The sequence below is a fragment of the Legionella stuttgartensis genome (assembly GCF_977063405.2).
Window position 1 is genome coordinate 29458 of sequence record NZ_CDRUHA020000108.1, and the last position, 21996, is coordinate 51453.

The following is a 21996-nucleotide window of genomic DNA, read 5'->3' on the forward strand; positions in this document are numbered from 1 at the left end:
CGGGAATCCACTTTTTTAATGAAGTTAATCAATGCTCTCAACATGAACATAGACCCAGGCGAATACACCTGAAACCAGCTTCACCTTGATCCGTTTATAGTCTTCAACCTCGTAAGAATCTGCTTTTTCTAACTCTTCTGAACTCACATCGAAAACCATACCCTCTACATTATCGGAGGTCTTTCCAGTATATGTAACAATAGGATGCTCTTCTTCACCACTCATCGCTATTACACTAGCGTCTTTAATCTTGATTTTAGATATACCAAATCCAGGCAGTCTATCAGCAGTCCCATGCAATTTTCGTCCAAAATTACTTAGTTGTACTGCTTCATAACGCAAAGTACCATAAGAAAATAGCTTCTCAGTATTCATAGCTTTTACCTATTTAAATAATGGCCGATTATCCAGTTTTTATTACTAAGAACAAGATATAAAGGCTTGATATTGTATTTTTCCTAAAATGAGGTTGCTAATTGAAAACTTTGTCTTGTTTAATTACAGATAATGTAAAGACACGTGCAGAGTTTTCAAGGGGATCCTGCCCATTTAGTATTTAATGATTTCTATTTTGATGGATGTTTGAGCTCGCTACGACTTTATTGCGCCCCATTTTTTTTGCCTGATAAAGTGCTTCATCTGCTTTTGATATTAAATCATCTACTCTTTTACCATCATAAGGATAAAAAGCAATACCAATCGAGATGGTTACTGAAATAGGCTCTTCCTGATTGATTTCAATTGAAAAATTTTCGATTGATTCGCGTAGGGTTTCCGCCTTTGATTTGGCATGCTCCAAATTATTACTTCGTAAATAAATCATAAACTCTTCCCCACCCCAACGAGATACTAAATCATCCTCCCGGAATATTTGCCGTATTTTTGCTGCAAACTCAAAAAGAACCTGGTCTCCAATCAGGTGACCATAGGTGTCATTTATTTTTTTAAAAAAGTCGATATCAATTAATAAAAGAGCAAAGGTAAATGGGTTATCTTTTGATTTTAAGATTTCTTTTTGCAGGTATTCTTCAAAATAACGTCGATTATAAACACCGGTTAAACTGTCTTGAGAAGATTGGGTTTTCAAGACATCACGAAGTTTAATATTATACAAACTCAATGCAGACTGTTCAGATATAATTTGCGCTAAGGCAATTAATCGTTGATTGTCAGCATTTACGCCAAACTCCACATAAAACAAACCTAACATTTCATTTTGGGCAAATAAAGGCAAGCAAGCATAGCTGTTTGGTTTTTTCTCAGCATTTTTAATGTGATTACACAATACTCCTTCGGTTATATCAGAAATATAATAAGATTGATGTCGTATTAAAGACAAACAATCTTTGGGCGTAAAAAGAAATAAATTAGAAATAGGCTCACCCCAGCTTAAAACTCGGCTAATCACGTTCAAATTATCAGAAGAAATAAGATAAACAATTCCAGAAGTGCCAGATAAGATGCGTTTACTGTAATTTTTTATTATTTCAATTGCATCATCCATGGAAAGGCTGGATTGCAATAAACTCATTAATTCTTTCAATAACTCCAGTTCCTTGTTTTGCATTTCAAGATTTTTAACAAGATTTTCAAGCTCTATTTTAGATTCTTCAAGTTTTCGTTCATTTTGAATACGCTGATGGACATTGATTGCAAAATGACTAACACCAATAAGATTACCCTCTGAATCATGAATTGGGTTGTAATGTATTTCAAAATCGAGTCCGTCATATCGTTTGTCTTTAAATGACTCAATCACTGTAAATGCAGTGCCTTTCATTGCTCTTTCCCAAAGCGACATTGATTTGGTTTGATTCTCAGCACTCATTTTCTGTGAAAGCACACTAAAATTCATGCCAATTTCCAAATCAACTTTGAAAATACGATAAACTTCACATTTATACATTGTATTAAAAGCAATAAAATTGTAGTTCAAATCAATTGCAGCAACTAAATCATTACTCCCTTCAATAATTCCTTGCAAACGTTCACGCGCATTTGCTAACGCTACTTGGGTTCTCTTTAACTTTTCAGAGCTCTCACTTATAAATTGGAGGGTATAAATCAAAAATCCAGAGAGCAGCGCCATAATTATTCCGATTATTAAGATCATCGCAGGGAAAAAAGAGGTAATTACTTGTTCGTGAAGTGTAACGGAAGGCCAAAGGACGATTTTCCAATTTTGACCGTAGGCCGGAAGAATAATATGGTGTTGCCAACTTTTATAAAACTTCTTATCACGATTATTAGTATATAAAAGTCCGGAAGAATCATAGATATTCAAATTATATCCTTGAATATCCATTTTTTTTAAAATATCCTCCAAAAATTTTTCTGTATCAAGAACTCCAACCATAAACCCTTGAAAAAGAGTTCCTTTATGCATAGGACTTAACAATAAAAGAACCTTACTTTGTTCTTCTAGTTCAAATTGAGCACTCATTTGCAGTTCATTTGTTGCCAAACCTCTTAATATCTCTTTACGTCGATCAGCATCATTGTAAAGATTATATTCCTTAAGCTGTTCGTTACCCTCCTCTGGTGCAATCCAACGCACGATATATTTATTGTCTACCCATTCAATTGCTCTGTAACCCGGTTGATCGTGAATATAATGCATTACGTCTGAACGCCATTCATTTTTGGAGATTGTTTGTTGATTTATCCAACGTTCGGCCATTCGCGAAAAAGAAGTAGCCAGCTCTTGTAAATGCGACTCAATGACATCTTCAACATTTTCAACCTTCAACTGCAGTAACATATTTAATGAATGTTCTTGGTTTTTCTTGGTAATCTGCCAGCCTACAATAGTGATATTTAAAATTACAAAAACCGTAATTAATGGAAGAGAAACCCGAGAATGTTTTACATTCTTTGAGTTAATGTAGAAGATGATTCCTAAACTTAAAAGGATTAAACCAATAGAAGTATAAATAGAAATTTTCATCCATCTTCCGGCACCAAAACGTGTTGTAAAATCGATAAAGTAATCAGTCCCGGCAATAAATCCAAAACTTAAAATAAAAAATACACCGAATAAACTCAGCCAAAGCCAATTAGTAGAAAAATCGAATGAAATGATTAAAAAACAAAGAGAAACAATTATAAAACTTAAAGCAACACTAGGAGCCATAGGCCCTGGATATTGATTGAAGTCTAATGCAAGAGTTTTAGTAAAAAAAGTATCAATACCTAGATTAACATTCAAGATATGTTCATACAAAACCAATCCGGAAAATAATAAAAGGATAGAACTAAGAATTCGACTTGTTTGTATTGCTTTTCTATTCAAACACATTAAAGTCAAACCCGAAAAAAGGAAGCCCACCGCAGTGGTCGGCCTCATAAAAAGATATTCGGGAAGTTCAACTGATGAATGAGGGCTAAAATACCAAGCACATAGATCAAAAAAACCTGATAGGAAACAAATTCCCCCAATAAGATGCGTAAAAGTCCTATAGTATATCTTTTCGTCCATTTTCTTTTTCCTTGACTATAAAAATAGTATAAGTCAAAGAAAAACTTATAGATACAATTGAAGGCATGCTCACGCTTCAGAAATATGTATTAAAACGAGTGCTTCATTAATATTTAAAGAGAAGGACTTCCTTCTAAACTATATTCATCTAATGCTAACAAGATTTTTTCCTCAAGAGACTTCGCTTTTTCTATGGGTTTATTAACTCCATTAATAATAATAGAAAAAATAAATGTTTTTTGGTGTGGGTTAACAAGAAAGCCTGATAACGAAGATATATCATGCATTGACCCCGTTTTTGCATAGACATTTTTTTCGAGCATAGTCTTCTTCATTCTATCCTTTAATGTTCCTGAAACACCCGCTTGGGGTAGTGCCTTGAAAAAAATAGATTTCATAGCCTGATCATGATAAAGATCGTTCAGTAAAACAACCATTTGTTCTGGGGTCACCAAATTATAGCGAGTTCCCTCACCATCAATAATATCCATCTGTGACATATCAAGATGGGTATGTTCAGATAATATTTTTTTAATTGCGAAAGCGCCTTCTTTATGTGTTCCTTTTCCTGCTAGAGAATAGCCTAATTTTTTTGTTAGGCTGTTTGCATAGAGATTATCTGATTGTTGTAACATATGGGTAATTAGCTTACTTAATGTTTTTGATTGAAAACTCGCAACAAAAGCAGCATCCGCAGGAGAGGTACCGTTAATAATTTTTCCTTTTAAGCCAATACTGTTTTTATCTAAAGCTTTTTGGATTACTTGTTTTGCTAACAATATAGGGTCTGGGATAGCAAGCTCTATTACTTTTGGATTTTTCTCCTGAATCATACACCCATATAAGCGAATGTTATTATTGGGGTTAATTTCAAGATTCAAACTGCAGTGGTCCTTACCCTCTTCTTTACTCACTGTTACGACCTCATTAACAACAGTCAGTGCTTTAAGTTGTGTTTTCGGTTTTATATCGGCGGGTTTACCTAGTTCCTTCGCACTAATAAGTTCATAAGCGACTTTATTTTCATTTAATATTGCAGCTGAATCTGGAGCAGCATAATACCACCCTAAATCGTCATAAGAAGTTCCACTTGGATAGTTAGGTTTTTGATATTGCGAAGTGTCAATTATTATATTTCCATTAATGGAGTTTATATTATTTTTTTTCAAGTTCAACATTAATGAAGTTAAATTATCAGCAGTAAATGATGGTGACCCTGTAAATTGAACATAGTAATCTTGTTCTTTTCGAGAAAGTGTTGTTATAAATCGATAATCTGGTTTTAATTGATAGAGCGCTGCTGCTGCGGTAAGCAACTTCATCCCACTAGCTGGGGAAAGCAACTTATCTGCGTTTCTGCTGTAAACCACCTGGCCAGTTTCCGCTTCTTTAATGAGGATACCGACGGTTGAGTGTGGCAATTTTTGTGCAATAATCTCATCTATTTTCTCTGAAAGCGTTTGAGAATTCCCTATTTGATTAAAGAAAAAAGCAGCGAAGAAACATAAATAATTAGAATAGCGCACGACATTTACCCTAATAAGATACATGAAGTATAGCTTTACCGATTCAGAGCCGAAGTGCAACCCCTATTCAAAGTATTTTGGTCACAAATAAATCTAGCTTGATATGTAAATATAAGGACGCTGCGTTTTATCCAGCCAATGAAGTAATTTTGATAAATGAGGTTCATCCATAGCAATACATCCATAGGTTCCTACATGAATCGATCGCCATAAATGAATAAAAATAGCACTTCCATCTCCTGGGATAACTGGATTCATATTGTAATTAACTACAGCTCCCATTTTATACACATCAATTAACATCGATTCATAGCTTTTAGCATCTGTCTTTCCTCTGACCCAGGTGTTATAGCCACTATGAGATGCATCATCAATAAATTTATCATCAGAAGTAATGTATTTAAAATCCATTTTAAGTCCTAAAGGCTCTGTGCCAAAAGCATCCCCAAGGGGATATAAACCTGCAGGAGTTTTCCTGTCCCCTTCCTTCTTTTTCCCAACAGGAGCTACACCTTCCTGGCCTACAACTGCAGGAAAAGAATTTAATGCAAGTTTCCATGACTGCCTTTGCCTTTTACACGCAGTTACTTTAGCTTCGAAGCCTTTTACAAGATTTACCACAATCACCTGGGATGTGTCGTCAGGAACATCTTGTAAATGTGCTAAAACACAAGGATCAGTAGAATATTTCTTTATAGATATAAAAAAGTAAACTAAAAAGAAAAAAAATAATAACGAAATAGATACTAATTTAAATTTTGCCATTTTATAAGTTCAAATTAGGACGATTCGGTTTTGTAAAGCTTCGTGAAAATACTTCCGGTGTAAGACTCTTTGTACTCAACTCATCAAGTTGAATCATCTTAAAATATGATTTATTAGCCAGCGAACTTATATCTGGATTTTCCGGATAATACTTAAGTAAAGGAAAAAATAATGCTTGTCCGATGATATATCTTTTGTCCCTGCTTTCAGGAGAAAGTCCCCAAAGGTTCTGATAGGTCATCGCAGCGACTTCATGATTGCTTATAGATATATTGCCTAAATAAAGCATCACATGACCGCCAATATAAATAAGGGTCATGAGTGGATGTCCTTTTGTTTTCAAAGTACTAATTCGCTCATCAACCGTACTTTTGGTTAAATCGATGCCTGAACTTATTTTTGCCTGTTGTGACGAGTTACGTGGCAACCAAATACCAAATGGAGTAAATATGCTTTTTAGCTCTTGGGAGCAATCATTAAAAAAGAAAGCGCCTCCCCAACCATAAGGACGATTTTGCAGTTGTTTTAAGATATTAGCCATATTTTTTTTTGTAGCCTCAAGAGGCATGAGACTAGCGGATTGTGATCGCACAAACCCAGTCTGCATCACTGCTTGATGATACTCATTTTTTATAGGAATTAAGATAGAAATAGAGTTTTGGGTGCGACTTTGTAGTGGGAATACTGCACCTATATAGCCTGCAAATTGAAAGTGACCATGTTGATTCAGGACGCTGGCTTCAGTTTCAGTAATAGCAACTAAGCCCTTTTTAGCTGCATGTTTCCATTGTTCAATAAATCCGTTTGAAGCATAAGCGATATCCGAATTTTTTACCCAGGCAAAATAAGCATCAGGTGTTAATACTAATGACCAGGCTCTATCCTGAGAAACAGTAAAAACATAAAGTGGAGTTCCCGCCCAAATCACTGATTCTTGTAAATTATCAAATGGAAAACCTTGGCCAGGTATAGTGAAATGGAAAAAATCTGGGGCACCATCTGGTAGCGCACGAGCAAATGTATTATTTACAGCAATGGCCCTATTCTTTTCATTAAATGCTGATACTTCAATAGCAGGGAAATCCATATTGTTTTTGATTCGATTTAACCATCGTTCATCATGCTCTTTGAAGTTTTCGGCATAATGTCGCTCTTCATCAGGCTTATTTTGATTATCAAATTCCGTTAATAATTCCAGCTCAATTTTTTTAACCATTGGAAGAACAGAGCTGACCATCTTCTCACTCCAAGGGGAGAGACCTTCCGAACTATCTGAATAATAGTGATTATAAAATTGCTGCAATTGGGTTTCTTGATATTCAGGTTTTAATAATGGAGCATCGTTGTCTTCACTGTTCGAAGGGAAATAATCTTGGATATCTTGGGAATAGGATTTTAGCGGAAAATCATAAATAGGTACCTCAGTAGCAAAAGAAACGGATAGAAAAAAAATACCTAAAAGTGCGAAAACTCGTTTACTTAAGCGACCGACCCCAAAATGAACAAAAAGCATCAAAAAAACCCATTAAAATTAAATAGAGGGCGATTATATCATTAAAAATTCATTATGTAAGAAGTTCGTCCTCTACAACAGCAGTTGACTCCTCTACTATAGAAATAACATGCTCATGGCGTGTTGGACTCAACAATCTTTGGGAGGAGTACAAAATAAAAATACTTAAAGGTAAGAGACTGAAGAGATCAAAAGGAAACTTTAGAATTCCTATGCCACCAAAAGTGCCTAAATAAGAAACAACAAGTATGGTCACCATATAAAATAAAAACCAGTATAAAAGTGAACTATTATCCCAGGAGTTTCTACGATGATACACATAGTAAATTAGAATACCAACGAGTAAAGCAATATCCAACTTCCATATGATTGAAAACCCGCACCAATAAAGCATTAAATTACAAAAATAAAATGCAATATGCGAACAAACAAGTGCCCCTGAAAGTCTAAAAGGTCTTGGTGTTGATGGCTGTAATTTACGCATTGCTAAAAGACATATAGGTCCAATACTGTATGAAAGAATACTTGCAGAAGACAGAAATGCCACTAACTTCTGCCATCCTGGAAATGGGAGAAATGAAAACATTCCAACTAATAAATTTGCATAAAGAGTCACATAAGGAATCTTATGACGATTTACCTTTAAAAAGATTTTGGGCAAATGATCATTTAATGCCATTCCATATAAAATTCGCGAAGTAGCAGCTGTATAAACTAAGGTTGTTCCAAATGGGGAAAACGCCGCGTCGATCATAAGCAAAGTGGCTACAAGCCCTAAGCCTAAAAGCAAAGTTAAGCCTACTAAAGGTCCGCTATCTCCTGGATAACTCAGGGCTTGCCAACCATGTGTTAAATATTTCTGAGGTACTGCAGCGATAAAACTTAATTGCAACATGAAATATAAGACAAATCCAATCAGTACCGCACCTAATATAGCTATGGGAATATTTCGTTGTGGATTTTTTACCTCTCCTGCCAATACCAAACCATTCTGAAATCCAGTAAAAGCAAAAGCAATGCCTCCAGCAGAAAGTGCAGTAAAAATATTTACCCAACTTTCTTTATCAGACAAATTAATTTTGACGTTATCGAACGTTGGAGCAATATGAAGCAAGGAAACAATTGCGATACTTGGTAATATAAATTTAATAATACTTGCATATTTATTACATTCAACAAGCAATTTAATTCCGTAGGAGTTCAATACTACGACAAAAAGCATGATCCCCATAGCTGCAACATAACCATAGCCGGAGAGCGTAAATGTTGTTGAGTCTTTAACAATTAATATTGGAAAAAAATGACTTGAGTACTGTAAAATAGCCTGGATTTCTATAGGAGTCATCACCACATAAGACAACCATGAGGTCCATGCAAATAAAAATCCTACCTCCTTCCCATGAGTAAAAGTAGGATAATTAGACATCCCTCCGGATATTGGAAACATAGTACCAAGCTCACAAAGAGGTAGCGCAATAAAGATCATAAAAATCGTAGCAATAATCCATGAAATTAATGAGTTGCTACCTGCCATTTGGGCACTAATAAATGGGCTAAATAACCACCCTGATCCAATCATTCCGCCAGCAGAGGCAATAAGAATATTAGTTGTTGAAATATCCCGTTTTAACATAAAAAACCTATGAGGAATTTGATACTCCAATTTAGCCAGAAAGTGATTCATTATACAAGTTTTAATAGGTTCATTTAGTGCGAATATTTGCTAAAACTCTTTTATTATCACTCAATTGCGCTTTCACGTCTTGTAAGAATAAGTTATGAATAATAATTTTTAAAAAATAAACTAATAATGTTTTCTTTCGATGGATTCTATTTCCTTAATGATCCCTTCCCCTTCTTCATCAGATTTAGTATTAAACCAAGACTCTAAGATTTCTTTTGCTAAATCCTGAGTTACAAGTCTATTAGATAACGCTAAAACATTTGCTCGGTTCCATATTCTTGCACCTTTTGCAGTTTGGGCATCTGTGCACAACGCCGCTCTTATCCCAGGAATTTTATTCGCCACAATAGAAATGCCCGTACCTGTCCAACAAAAGAAAATACCCTCATCACATTCACCATGATGAATCGCTTCAGCAGCAATTTGAGCAGTATGAATCCACGATTCATTTTGGCGTGATTTGATTGCACCAAATGGAATAACTTGATGTCCTAAACGCTCAAGTTCCTGCACAACAAACTCATTAACAGGATAGAGTTCATCACTGCACACTGCTATTTTCATCGACTCGCTACTCCTTACTAAAGGACTCTTGAATAAACTCAGAAAATCCATTCTATATAACATAGGGCAAGAATGCATCTCAAAAACAGTTTAATGAATCCCAAACCAACCGCCAGTATCGCCACCTGCCCAACATATATTATTTTTACATGCATTAAATTTTTCAGAGCAGAGAAATTTAAATTTGCTTACCTGACTGATGTCCATTCCCTTATATCCGTGGGGCTGACAAATTCCTGCTACATACTCACCCCAAATACGAATTTGTCCCATGACGTAAATATCTGCTGCAACAGGATAAACACCCGGCTTATGTGAATAACAGGCAATATAACAACCTGGGGTCATCGTGTAACTATTATCCGTAGGTAATAAAGCACGCTCAGCACCAGGGTAAGGCTGATTGACAACTCCATTATTTCCCAAAATATAAACAGGATAAGGTGATGGTAATAAGGATTTATTTGCATCTGAGCCCATCATAGGCATGTCGAGACCAAGGGCTTGTGTGGCAAATAAAAGTCCAATACTACTCAATAGTATCTCTTTCATTTTCTGATTCCTTCACGGTTGGCTACTTAAAGTATAGGCAAATAAAAAAGACTCAGTGCATCTCACAGTTTTTCTGTGGGATGCAGTTGTAGATGAGATTAAAAGTATGCTGAGCAGCCTTAGCTAAACACGGACTCTGCTTAAAAAATTGGAGATGAAAAATTTATTTGGGCAAATTTTTAATTCCGTTGAAATCAATATCGTATGTAGACGCAGGATAAAATCCCTTCTTCGTTCTGATTACTCTACAAAGTACATTTAGCATCATCAGCGTACTCTTCAGTTTTAACCATGGATAAGCTTTATGTTTTAATATGTCATGTGCTCTTTGATAATCTTTAATGAATTGGCGTGGATTTCTCAATAGATATTTCAAACAGTGAAGCGTCATTCCTTGGCCAAGCATTAAGGGCTGCATATGTTGCATATTGGGTACATCATACTGCCGTTGTCCACTTAAAATAGTGTGCCAGTCAATTTTATCAGTAAGAAGATGAAACCCACTGGTTACCCTTGGATTACACTCTAAAACATATGCTTTATCATTCATCAAAATAAAATCAAAAGCTATTTGGCCACTGAATTGAAACCGTTTGCAAAATATCTTAATAAACTCAGTTATTGGTTTAATTTCTACAGGTTCAAAGTATATTCCTGTGGATCGACCGGCTTGGTATTTAGAGTAATAGCACGATTGAATTAATACCTCTCCCTTATGCGCAATAGCATAACTACTGTATTCTTTTCCTTGAATAAAGTGTTGAGCAATATGAGATTCATTAATTGCTAGATTTGCAATGATTTTTTGTGACGGTTTGATAAGCGTACGCGATCCAAAACGAGAAAAAACAGGTTTTAAAACCAAAGCTACATCCTTTGGAAGAACCTCTTTGTCTTTATCTGTATTAAGTAACCAGCTTTGTGGAGCAGATAAACCATATTCACTAACAAGCTGGTTAAAAGCATACTTACTATGTAATTGATTCAGGCGTTCAAAGGGCTCACAGAATACTTGGGTATGCTTTGATAATTCTTCATAGCCTTGGCTTATATGAAAAATTTCTTCACATGTAGGAATTAGTAAATCAATTTTATGTTGAATTACTATTTCTTTAATTGCCTTTAAAAATGCAGCTAAATCTTGATTGGGCTTAGGAATAACAAAATGTTTTTTGACTCCCTTAACAAATCGCGCCAGTGGATAAAGCATGCTTTCGGCACCATAAACCTCATATCCCTGACTAATGAGGCTACGCATAATATCCATAGTAGCAGGCGCCCTACCCCCAGTAACTAAAATCTTCATCTACATCATTTCCTTAAAACCCAATTATCTACTTTTCAAAATACAGCATCCAATAAAAGATAAACTTATTTTGCTTTTCTGCTCCTTAGCCTAATCTTATTATTTCAAATAATTTTTGACAGATGTGTATAAAAATTATATGGCGTTGCACAAATTAATAACCGTTCTAGTTCATAGGCAAATACCGCATGATGCTGCGGAGAAATCATTTTTGTAATCATTTCATTAATCATATAAGCCATTTGCATGGAGTCTCCTCCTAGGTTGGCAAAAGTAACATGATTATCAATAACTTCAAGGGGTAAAGATAATACGTTTGCAAATAATTGACGAATTTTGGTTAATAAATCATCATACTCGTCTATCTTGTTAAAAATGAAGTCAGAAGCGGGTGCGGGTAGTTTTTTGTAATCAATTTTCCCATTAACAGTTAAAGGCAGTTCAGGCAAAAAAATAACGTATTTTGGTATCATATAAGAAGGAAGAATTGCAGATAACTCACCATGTACATTAATTTCCTTCTTTTTTGAGTCTGATACGAGGTATGCAGCTAACTCATTATGTCCTTCAACGACAAAATGATCCTGTTTTATGAGTGTTACCACGGCCTGAGAGATCCCCTCAATTGCTAATAAAACATGTTCAATTTCTGCTAATTCAATGCGATGACCACGTATTTTTGTTTGTTGATCTTTTCTTCCTAAATAAACAAGCAAACCATCCTCTCGATGTTTGGCGAAATCCCCACTTCGATACATACGCTCCCCTGGGAAAAAAGGATCATCTATAAAATTTTTATCAGTAGACGTAGGTTTGTTTAAATAACCCACCCCAACATTTCTTCCTGCTATATAAATTTCTCCTTCCTCTTCAAGTCTGACTGGTTTAAGTTTGGTATCTAAACAATAAATTCGGGTATTAGCTATGGGAATACCAATAGGGACACTTCCTTGAAGATCATTTGTCACATCAAATCGATGAACCATACATCCAACGGTAGTTTCAGTCGGACCATATTCATTAAATATTTGTACCGCAGACAATTTTTTAATAGTGATTTGAGCCAATGTACAAGGCAAGTCTTCGCCACCAACGACCAAAGTTAATTGGTGCGCTGATTTCATAGGCAAACTGCCTATCATTCTCAAATGTGACGGTGTCAGCTTTAAAAAGTTGATTGTTGGGTTGGTAAGAATATCTTTTAGTGTTAGCGAGTTAATCGACTCCGGGACTAAAATCATGCTCCCACCCGTAAGTAAAGGTAAATAAAGTGAAGTCACTGTTAAGTCAAAAGCAATGCTTGTAAATAGCGCTGTATGATAAGGTTGATTATTAGCTCCATAAGCTCCAACAGCCCAAGACAAATAATTCAGTAATTGTCCATGACTAATCATGACTCCTTTAGGCGTCCCCGTGGAACCCGAGGTATAAATAATGTAAGCCAATTGCGTAAGTGGGTTTTCGTTCTTCTTTGGTGCATTGGAACTAATAATTTGAAATGGAATGTGTGTCATTGATCCAGAATAGTGTTGCTTCAATACAGAAAACTCTTCATGAACCACTAAAGCTGGTTGCACATCCTTTAATAAAGCTAAAACCCAAGCAATGGGTGATTTTATATCAATAGGAATATAAGCAGCACCTAAATACCAGCAAGCAAGCATAGAACAAATCATATCCTCATTTCTTGGTAAATAAATAGCAATCTTATCCCCACCCCGTATACCCAAATCGGAAAAATAACTGGCGATTTCCAAAACACGGTGAGTCAATTGTTTATAAGTTACAGTTTGAGTGTTTAAAAATAAAGCAGGCAAATGGGAATGCTTTAGCGCACACTCCCATATTTTTGTAAAAATTGATTTCTCTTGGGGATAATCAGCCTGGGTATTGTTATATACAGGCCATAATGTATTGCAATAAGGTAGCCTGCTCTGCAGAACGAACTCAGGCGCATCAATCAATCCTTGGAATTGGTTAGCTAAATGAGTACATGTTTCAAGTGTGGCATGGGCGTTTGAAACAGAGAAGCAAATGGTTGTTGCATTGTTATGCTCTGTTGCAATAAGAACAATGGGGGCAATAGGAACATTGATTGGCAAAAAATAAGCATCGAGTGCTTTACAGCTTTCTGAATTGAGATCTGATAAATTAATCGATAGCTTTGATACAATTCCTGACATCATATACTGATTTTTTTTGTTCTGATAATAAATTAATGCCTTAAGTAAAACTTTTAACAAGGGCAAAGGAAATTTGCACAAATAAGCATCATATGTTCCGACGTGTAGTTCATTCTGACAACTAAGTTGCCTCACGATATCACAATAAATAGCCGCCCAGTTTGCTCCTTTTTTTGCCTCAATAAAAATAGGATTTGCAAAATTAGTTGTGGTGTTGGCTTCAACATGATGACGTAAATCTACTGGAATCATAAAACGAGCCTTTTCAGCACCAAAATGGGTACTGTGCTCTAATAGAATGTGACAAATCTTCGCAGTTACCGCATTAATTGTTCCAGGAAGCGTTACTTTATGCCATAAGTAATTAGTATGAGTAGAGCCAGTATTGCCTGTTGGTGCAATGCAATCCAATGGAAAATTAGGTCGATACTCAATTGTTCTTTTTTGCGTGAGGAATTCATAATCCGTCATTGTACAGCCTGTACCAACTAAAGGTTGTTTTCTCCACGAACGAAAAATCTCGGTCACCCAATGATATAAACCCATGCCATCCATTAACCCATGAAATGCACGGAATACTAAAAAATGCCGTTTCCCCTTGATGTAGATAATTTGCGTCGCTGGATTTTGTGGTTCAAACTTATGTCCATGGAATAATGATACCCCTTGAATATCGTGTCCATCCCATTCCATCTCTATAACTTGAATGGTGTCAGGATCTATAAATTCATCTGGGACCTTATACCAAATCGAATTGATGAGGCCTAATTTAGCTCGCAAATGAACATATGGATTAGCAGAACTCGCTTGAATAATTGCCTTATTGAGAGAAAATACATCCACGTCTGAATCCATTTCAAGCACCAGCTGCAGTGAAAAAGAGTGATTCATTGCATCACCAACAAGATACAGTTTTTCACTAGGCGTAATTGGACGTTGAACCTTTTTATTGTATTGATATGAGGGCATAAATCAACAAAATAGATGCGTGCTGTTTTTTGAATACAACCTAACCTTATAGGTTAATAATTTTACATTAAAAACCATATTAATACCAATAACAGTTTATTAAATTATGAACCGTTTTAATGTAAAGCCGCGATGCAAATGCCTAGGCATTGCTTTTTAGCTACCCAGGCGATAGATTTTATAGTTCAAATATTTATGATGATTTTCTTCGCTGCATAATTTGCGAAAAAAATTCAGGTTTGTTCAATCCCATAGATGCAAAAATTTGAGGGACTCTATCCCAGGAGCCTTCTTCCTCAATACTCGCAACAATTAACTCAAACCCCGTTTTTTTGTCGGCCTCTAATCCCCAACCATTAATAAAACTGAGTCCTCTTAAGCGTTTTGCAGCAACATGACCTAATGTTATTGCTACCGATAAATACGCATGAGCCTCTTCAAAAAGCTGATTGCATTTTTTCAAATTTGTTTCGCTTTTAAAAACCCCTTCTTTTTCCAAATTTTGTCTAAACTTGGCTTCTTCAAGAACCATTTGTCCTAATTGATAATTTGCTTCCGCATCATCAAGCGCTGAAGCTGCTCTATAACATTCCATATACATCAAATAGGCATAAGGAAATTTTTTATTTCCTTTTAATTTATTGTAAATAGCTGCCAATTCAAAATAATATGCAATTTCTTTTTTAAGCATTTCATCTCCGGGTTGATTATTTACCCGATTCGCTTGCATTGCTTTTATTTTCTTAGTAATTCTTTTAATCTTCCAACGATTTAAATAGGCCATAAACTCTCCTGCCATTTTCTATGCTGTTACGCCAATCAGATATTGTAATAAAAAAATCGCTGTTACAATCAAGATCATTAAACTAAGAATTTTTAGTCCAAAACCAGCAGATTCTTTTATTTCCTTCCCAATTTGTTTACTAGGAGGATTTTCTTGTTCTTCTTTGGTGTGCAGTTCTGACTTATAAAGATTATTATCAATATGATTCGATACAAAATAAGAAATCAGTCCGGTGATGAGGCTTGGTACAAAAAATATCAGCCAAACAATAACCTTACTTGCTCCAACAGTATAGTTATAATCATCTTGCAATGAACTCAATAGCGTCATAACAACCTCAGGAACATTATAGTTAAGTCCCCAAGCAAGATAGGGCAATATATATAAACTATAGAACAATAATCCCAAGCAAAGAACCAAACAAATCATGCCAAGAATATAGAGCTTGCTATTGTTTCCAAACCGATCTTGTTCCATATTACCTCTAAAATATCCTTTTCCTTAATTTAAGATAGCAGATGGATTTAAATAAGTACACTTACTGGTGCTATTAACCAATTCATTTTAAAATAGAATATAAATAATATTTTAATTATAAGGCTATACATGAAACGCTATGTTTTTATGATTTCCGATGGCACAGGAATTACTGCTGAAACTTTAGGCCATAGTTTGATTACCCAATTTGAAAATACAAAATTCGAACGACTCACTATTCCTTATGTTGATTCTTTAAAAAAAGCAGAACACGCTGTTGAACAGATCAATCAAGCCTTTGAGGAACAAGGAATCAAACCTCTTGTTTTTATGACCTTGATTGATGCTGAAATCAGAAATTATTTTAAAAAAGCTAATGCTCGCGTATTTGACTTATTTAATACTTTTATTGGCCCCATGGAAGAAGAGCTTAATGAAAAATCCTCATACACAGTCGGAAAAACTCATGGCGTGGTGAACAGTAAACTCTATCTGCATCGACTTGAAGCAATCGATTTTGCATTGTCGCATGACGATGGAGTTAAAACCCGAGGTTATGATAAGGCAGATATTATTCTTATTGGTGTTTCTCGTTGTGGAAAAACACCAAGTTGTTTATATATGGCACTTCAATATGGAATTCTCGCTGCTAATTACCCTTTTACTGAAGAAGATATTATTGGTTTTAAATTACCTGAGGTACTAAAGCCTTATAAAAATAAACTATTCGGATTGACCATTGATCCACAGCGTTTACAGCAAATTAGAGCAGAACGCAGGCCAAACAGTAAATACGCGTCTCCTGAACAATGTCGTCTGGAAGTAAAGGAAGTGGAAGCCATGTATCAAAAGGAAAAAATCGCTTATATTAATTCGACAAAATATTCTATTGAAGAAATTTCAACAAAAATACTGGCTGCATCAGGGTTACAACGTAAAATATAGGCGTTTTTTATCTCCTTCACACATATCATGGCTGTAATGCTGCAACCCCTTGAGTGATAACACCATATGAGAAACTATTTGGACGCACTAGGGAAATCTGCATTACAATCATATCGACTATCATTAGCTAAAAAGGTCTTACAACTTTGATTAATAGTATATTTTACAGTTGTAGCATCTGGTACAGTTGTATTTTTCTTGGAATACATTTGCCAGATGATAACCCCACCACTGTCCTTCTGTTGACTCAGAATTTTATCGACTAATTGATTAGTGAGTTGCAATTGCCCACTGATATTTCTAGGATAAGCAGGTTGATTTACTTCAAACCCAAATTGTATTTTTGCATTGATATGATATTTGGCTGGTAAAAACGTTACTTTTCCAATGCTATCAATTGTTAAACTCGGTTTACTAGGATGCTCTGCTTTCAGCCAATTGGTATAATCATGTATGTACGCATTGACCTGCCCGGGTAAATCTAAAGGCCCATTAGCATAGGGGGCGCATACAACTGGATTGTCTCCACACAGATCATAGGTCATTAATCCCATGCTATCAAAGCGAGCAACTATTGCTTCATCCTTATTCGCAAGGTGGTACCACAATCCTTTTAAGTTTCCCTTCCACCAAAGTCCTCCTTTTGTGTCTATGTCTGGATATTTGTCTCCAAATACAAAACCCGTAATTGGACGCGCTCCAATGGGTGGCGAGGCTGTAGTAAACTTAAGGTATTTTGCACCGGGATTATCCATTATGGCATGTAAAATTGCATCGACTTTATCAATTGTTTTGGGCATCACATAAGATGCTCCAGAATTTATTCCATACTTCATGAGATTTTTATAAGTTGGACCTCCCGCTTTAAGGATGCTTTGGGCAATATCGGTTGACCATTCACCGCTCGTACTTGGTCCCCAAGCAACTGCATATTGATCCGCATGCCAAAATTCCTCATAGTCAAAATCAATGCCATTCACACCTAAGTCATTCGCTAATTTAACTAAATTTTCATAGGAAGTCTTTGCTTTTGCAGCCTGATCTGGATCCGTTGGATCTGGAAACCAATCATAGAGCACTTGACTCGTAGTTGAGGACGAACTCCCACAACTCTCCTGTGCTACACTGAAGTTACAACTGTAATTCCAACCTCCTACGGCTAGAAATGTTTGAATCTTTTTTTCTGCAGATAATTTGATTGCTGATTTTAGTGCATTAAAAGCTTGAGCACCTTTACCATCATGATCTGTATAGTAGCCTAATATACCTGTCGTTGCTAAATTACCCGCCTGGTAATCGATCAAAGTTGGCCTAACAAATGAAAAGATAACCCGGTTAAAATTAGGTTTTTTTAATTTAACTAAATCATTAACGTAGCGTTGAAGTTGTTCAGGAGTATCAATAAGCAAATAAACAGAAACGATTTTTTCATTAGGATCAACACTAGCCTGTACAACAGAAGCGGAACATCCAAGCATCAACATAGTATATAACAAAGAGAGACCGGTCCGTTTTAATTTCATTGCTTCTCCCAAGCTACTTATTAGATGCTGTTTAAATTATATACATTTAATGGGGATAAGCAAATGGATACATCTTTCTAAATTAAGACAAACTAGGATTAACGTGATGGAACTACAGATATATGAATATCTAATGTTCCATACGTTAAATTCAGGCTACTAAAAAGAATTACGCTACAACCCATAATTGCATAAAATCATCAACTTTCATTGCTGCAAGCGTATTTGTATCACTCATTGCTTGCATAATTCGTTCAACACGATCCGCAGTATATTGGGTGCTTAAGTTCTTTTTGAATTTTGATAATAGAACTGGAATACCTTCCTCGCGTCTACGTTTATGACCAATTGGATATTCCACAGTAACTAAATCACTTTCGGTACCATCTTTAAAAGTTATTTTAATACTGTTAGCTATAGAGCGTTTTTCAGGATCGTGGTAGTCACGAGAAAAACGTTCATTTTCAGTAACATGCATTTTTTCACGTAATGAATCTATTCTGGGATCTGCGGCAATATCATTTTCATAATGTTCTGCTTTTAAATCACCGAATAATAAACCTATTGCCACCATATATTGCAAACAATGATCCCTATCGGCAGGATTATGCAGTGCACCTTGTTTACTGATAATTCGAATTGCTGATTCATGAGTTACTAGATCAATTCGAGCAATTTCATCAAATCGATCTTTCACAATTGGATGCAGCATTACGGCACATTCCACAGCAGTCTGGGCATGAAATTCAGCGGGATAAGATAATTTAAATAAAACATTTTCCATGACATAACTGTCATAAGGACGTTGAAATTTAAATATTTTTTTGTCAAAAAGCACATCATAGAATCCCCAGATTGGGACACTTAACGCACTTGGATAACCCATTTCTCCTGCTTTAGCAATTAATGCTAACCGAACTGCTCTTGATGTAGCATCACCTGCCGCCCATGATTTTCTTGAACCCGCATTAGGCGCATGTCTATAAGTTCTAAGGCTTTGACCATCTACAAAAACTTGAGACAAAGTTCTTAGCATCATGTCTCTGTCTGCGCCAAAAAGCTGAGCTGCAACAGCAGCACTAGCAATTTTAACTAAAAAGACATGATCGAGTCCGACTCGGTTGAAACTGTTTTCTAAAGCGAAACAACCTTGAATTTCATGCGCTTTAATCATAGCAGTAAGCACATCTTGCATTAAAATTGGTGCATTCCCCTTTGTACAGTTTTGTCGACACATATAATCTGCAACTGCAAGAATGGCACCTAAGTTATCAGAAGGATGCCCCCACTCTGCAGCAAGCCATGTGTCATTAAAATCAAGCCAGCGTATCATTGCTCCAATATTGAAGGCAGCCTGTACTGGGTCTAGCTCGTATGATGTACCAGGAACACGTGCGCCACCTGCAAGACTTGCTCCAGGAACAACAGGGCCCAAAAGTTTGGTACATTCAGCAAAATTTAACGCTAAAATACCACATCCCAAGGTATCCATGAGACATAAACGTGCTGTCTCATAAGCCAAAGCGCTGTCAATTTTTTTGTTTAACACATAATCCGCAATATCAATCATAACCTGATCATAATCAGGCTTTATGTTGTCTTCTACATAACTGTGCATAATAAACCTCTTGTATCATCTAATAATGTTCTCATTAGAAAGTAGCCCGGGTTCTTTTGTTTCACTCCAAGCTACATATTCCACTCATGCTTCATGTATGGATTAACTACCCTCTCGTTTCAATAGCGGGAAATTTCTGGGGTTCAGGTCCAGTATATTCTGAAGTGGGTCTTATCAATTTGTTATTCGATCTTTGTTCAAATACATGTGCTGCCCATCCTGTAATTCGCGACATAACGAAAATAGGTGTGAACAAGAACGTAGGTATACCGCAATAGTGGTATGCCGAAGCGCTATAAAAATCTAAATTAGGGAACAATTTCTTTTCATTCCACATAACTTCTTCAATACGTTCTGAAATGTGATATAAAAGAAGATCCCCTTTCTCTTCACCTAAGCGGAATGACCATTTTTTGATGATATCAGAACGTGGATCACTGGTCGTATACACTCGATGCCCAAATCCCATAATAAGCGCTTTATTAAGAAGCATTTTTTTCAGTTCAGTTTCAGCTTGATCCGGGCTATTAAAACGTCCTATAAGCTCCATTGCGGCTTCATTAGCACCTCCATGTAAAGGACCACGTAATGTACCAATCGCGCTTGTAATTGCGGAGTAAAAATCAGCCAGTGTTGCAGCAGTAACACGGGCGGCAAAGGTAGAAGCATTAAATTCATGCTCAGCATATAAAATCAAAGATACATTCATCATCTGAGCTTCTTTTTTACTTGGCTTACGTCCATGTAATAAAGCAAGAAAATGCGCTCCCGTTGTTTGCTCATCACTTAAGCCAGTAATTTCCTTGTTATGAAAATGCCATGCATACCAATAGCACATTATCCCCGGAAATAAAGCCAGTAATCGATCTGCAATATGATATTGTTCCGAAAAATTATGTTCCGGCTCAATCGTCCCCAAAAATGAACAAGCAGTTCTTAAAACATCCATGGGATGCGTATTTTTAGGAGTTAATTTAAGTACCGTTTTTAAAGTATCTGGTAATGTTCTAAGACTAACCAATTTTTTAGTATATTCATCCAGTTCTTTTTGAGTAGGAAGTTTTCCATAAAGCAATAAATAGGCTACCTCTTCAAACGTAGCATACTCTGCCAAATCATCAATTGAGTAGCCTCTATAATTCAAACCTTTCCCTGCTAGCCCAACTGTACAAATTGCTGATTGACCAGCAACAACCCCGGCTAAACCGCCGCTTTTAACACTCATTGTCTTCCTCCATCAATTGGTCTAGTTTTTGTTCGTATTGATAATAACCAAGTACTTCGTATAATTCCTCGCGTGTTTGCATTTTATCGATCATAGACTTTTGCGTACCATCCTGAAGAATGGCACTATAGGTATTTAGCGCTGCTTGAGACATAGCTCTGAATGCACTTAAGGGATATAAAATTAAGGATACACCTACCTGCTTAAGTTCTTCTCGATTAAATAAAGGAGTTTTACCAAACTCAGTAATGTTTGCTAGAACAGGGACGGGAACCGCTTGAGTAAAGGTTTGATATTCTTCTAGACGTGTCATTGCTTCAGGAAATATCATATCAGCCCCTAGCTCCACACAAAGCAATGCTCGTTCAATAGCAGCATTCATCCCTTCGACAGCATAGGCATCAGTTCGTGCCATGATAACAAAATCAGGATCTTGGCGCGCATCAACTGCTGATTTAATCCGATCCCCCATTTCTTTCAAAGATACAATAGCTTTATTGGGTCTGTGCCCACATCGTTTCGCTAACACCTGATCTTCAATGTGAATGGCAGCGACTCCTGTTTTTTCCATTAGTTTTATCGTTCTAGCAATGTTAAACGCATGCCCCCATCCAGTATCCACATCAACCAGCAGTGGTAAAGAGCACGCTTCAGTAATTCTGCGCGCATCTTCAAGAACTTGAGATAAATTAGTCATACCAAGGTCAGGTATCCCGTATGATGCATTTGCAACACCAGCTCCTGAAAGATATATTGCCTTAGCACCAGCAGATTGTGCGAGCATAGCAGAGTAAGCATTTATAGTACCCAATACAGGTAAAGGTTTATTTTCTTTGACAGTCTGTTTGAAGGCTTTGCCCATGGAACTTGCCATTAGCGGTCAC

General features: G+C 36.2%; 17 protein-coding genes. 1 reads left to right on the forward strand and 16 read right to left on the reverse strand.

What is annotated here, in order from left to right:
* Positions 1-24 precede the first annotated feature (24 nt).
* The 12 genes from ACWTEW_RS33735 to ACWTEW_RS33790 form a co-directional block, all read right to left on the reverse strand.
* Positions 25-375, reverse strand: coding sequence for a gamma-glutamylcyclotransferase family protein (locus ACWTEW_RS33735; RefSeq protein WP_454782352.1), 351 nt, complete (start codon positions 373-375; stop codon positions 25-27).
* Between the two features lie 181 nt (positions 376-556).
* Positions 557-3478 carry a sensor domain-containing diguanylate cyclase gene (locus ACWTEW_RS33740; RefSeq protein ID WP_454782353.1) on the reverse strand — a complete coding sequence of 974 codons (2922 nt, stop codon included), beginning with the start codon at positions 3476-3478 and terminating at the stop codon, positions 557-559.
* A gap of 113 nt (positions 3479-3591) precedes the next feature.
* Complete coding sequence (gene dacB / locus ACWTEW_RS33745) at positions 3592-5004, reverse strand: D-alanyl-D-alanine carboxypeptidase/D-alanyl-D-alanine endopeptidase (RefSeq protein ID WP_454782354.1); 1413 nt, start codon at positions 5002-5004, stop codon at positions 3592-3594.
* A 93-nt stretch (positions 5005-5097) separates the two neighbouring features.
* Positions 5098-5769: a L,D-transpeptidase family protein gene (locus ACWTEW_RS33750; protein ID WP_454782355.1), complete on the reverse strand. Its 672-nt coding sequence runs from the start codon at positions 5767-5769 to the stop codon at positions 5098-5100.
* Position 5770: 1 nt separating this feature from the next.
* Positions 5771-7282, reverse strand: a complete 1512-nt coding sequence (locus ACWTEW_RS33755; protein ID WP_454782356.1) for an SH3 domain-containing protein — start codon at positions 7280-7282, stop codon at positions 5771-5773.
* 52 nt (positions 7283-7334) lie between these two features.
* Positions 7335-8915, reverse strand: a complete 1581-nt coding sequence (locus ACWTEW_RS33760) for an APC family permease (RefSeq protein WP_454782357.1) — start codon at positions 8913-8915, stop codon at positions 7335-7337.
* 171 nt (positions 8916-9086) lie between these two features.
* On the reverse strand, positions 9087-9530 hold the full coding sequence (locus tag ACWTEW_RS33765) for an RpiB/LacA/LacB family sugar-phosphate isomerase (protein ID WP_454782358.1): 444 nt from the start codon (positions 9528-9530) through the stop codon (positions 9087-9089).
* 90 nt (positions 9531-9620) lie between these two features.
* Complete coding sequence (locus ACWTEW_RS33770; RefSeq protein WP_454782359.1) at positions 9621-10082, reverse strand: hypothetical protein; 462 nt, start codon at positions 10080-10082, stop codon at positions 9621-9623.
* 163 nt (positions 10083-10245) lie between these two features.
* Complete coding sequence (locus ACWTEW_RS33775; protein WP_454782360.1) at positions 10246-11388, reverse strand: ATP-grasp domain-containing protein; 1143 nt, start codon at positions 11386-11388, stop codon at positions 10246-10248.
* A 104-nt stretch (positions 11389-11492) separates the two neighbouring features.
* Positions 11493-14540: a non-ribosomal peptide synthetase gene (locus tag ACWTEW_RS33780; RefSeq protein WP_454782361.1), complete on the reverse strand. Its 3048-nt coding sequence runs from the start codon at positions 14538-14540 to the stop codon at positions 11493-11495.
* A 193-nt stretch (positions 14541-14733) separates the two neighbouring features.
* On the reverse strand, positions 14734-15324 hold the full coding sequence (locus ACWTEW_RS33785) for an SEL1-like repeat protein (protein ID WP_454782362.1): 591 nt from the start codon (positions 15322-15324) through the stop codon (positions 14734-14736).
* 18 nt (positions 15325-15342) lie between these two features.
* Positions 15343-15801 (reverse strand): hypothetical protein, encoded by a 459-nt coding sequence (locus ACWTEW_RS33790; RefSeq protein WP_454782363.1) that lies wholly within the window; start codon positions 15799-15801, stop codon positions 15343-15345.
* A gap of 129 nt (positions 15802-15930) precedes the next feature.
* Here ACWTEW_RS33790 and ppsR point away from each other — a divergent pair, with 129 nt between their 5' ends.
* Entirely contained in the window at positions 15931-16746 is an 816-nt protein-coding gene (gene ppsR / locus ACWTEW_RS33795) for a posphoenolpyruvate synthetase regulatory kinase/phosphorylase PpsR (protein WP_454782364.1), read from the forward strand.
* A 74-nt stretch (positions 16747-16820) separates the two neighbouring features.
* Here the strand turns inward: ppsR and ACWTEW_RS33800 are convergent, their stop codons facing one another.
* From ACWTEW_RS33800 to prpB, 4 genes are all read right to left on the reverse strand, one after another.
* Positions 16821-18269 (reverse strand): glycoside hydrolase family 18 protein, encoded by a 1449-nt coding sequence (locus ACWTEW_RS33800; RefSeq protein WP_454782365.1) that lies wholly within the window; start codon positions 18267-18269, stop codon positions 16821-16823.
* Between the two features lie 169 nt (positions 18270-18438).
* Entirely contained in the window at positions 18439-19887 is a 1449-nt protein-coding gene (locus ACWTEW_RS33805) for a bifunctional 2-methylcitrate dehydratase/aconitate hydratase (RefSeq protein WP_454782366.1), read from the reverse strand.
* Between the two features lie 106 nt (positions 19888-19993).
* Positions 19994-21112, reverse strand: coding sequence for a bifunctional 2-methylcitrate synthase/citrate synthase (gene prpC, locus ACWTEW_RS33810; RefSeq protein ID WP_454782367.1), 1119 nt, complete (start codon positions 21110-21112; stop codon positions 19994-19996).
* Positions 21102-21986, reverse strand: coding sequence for a methylisocitrate lyase (gene prpB, locus ACWTEW_RS33815; RefSeq protein ID WP_454782368.1), 885 nt, complete (start codon positions 21984-21986; stop codon positions 21102-21104). The genes prpC and prpB overlap by 11 nt, the downstream gene beginning before the upstream one ends.
* Positions 21987-21996: the final 10 nt, after the last annotated feature.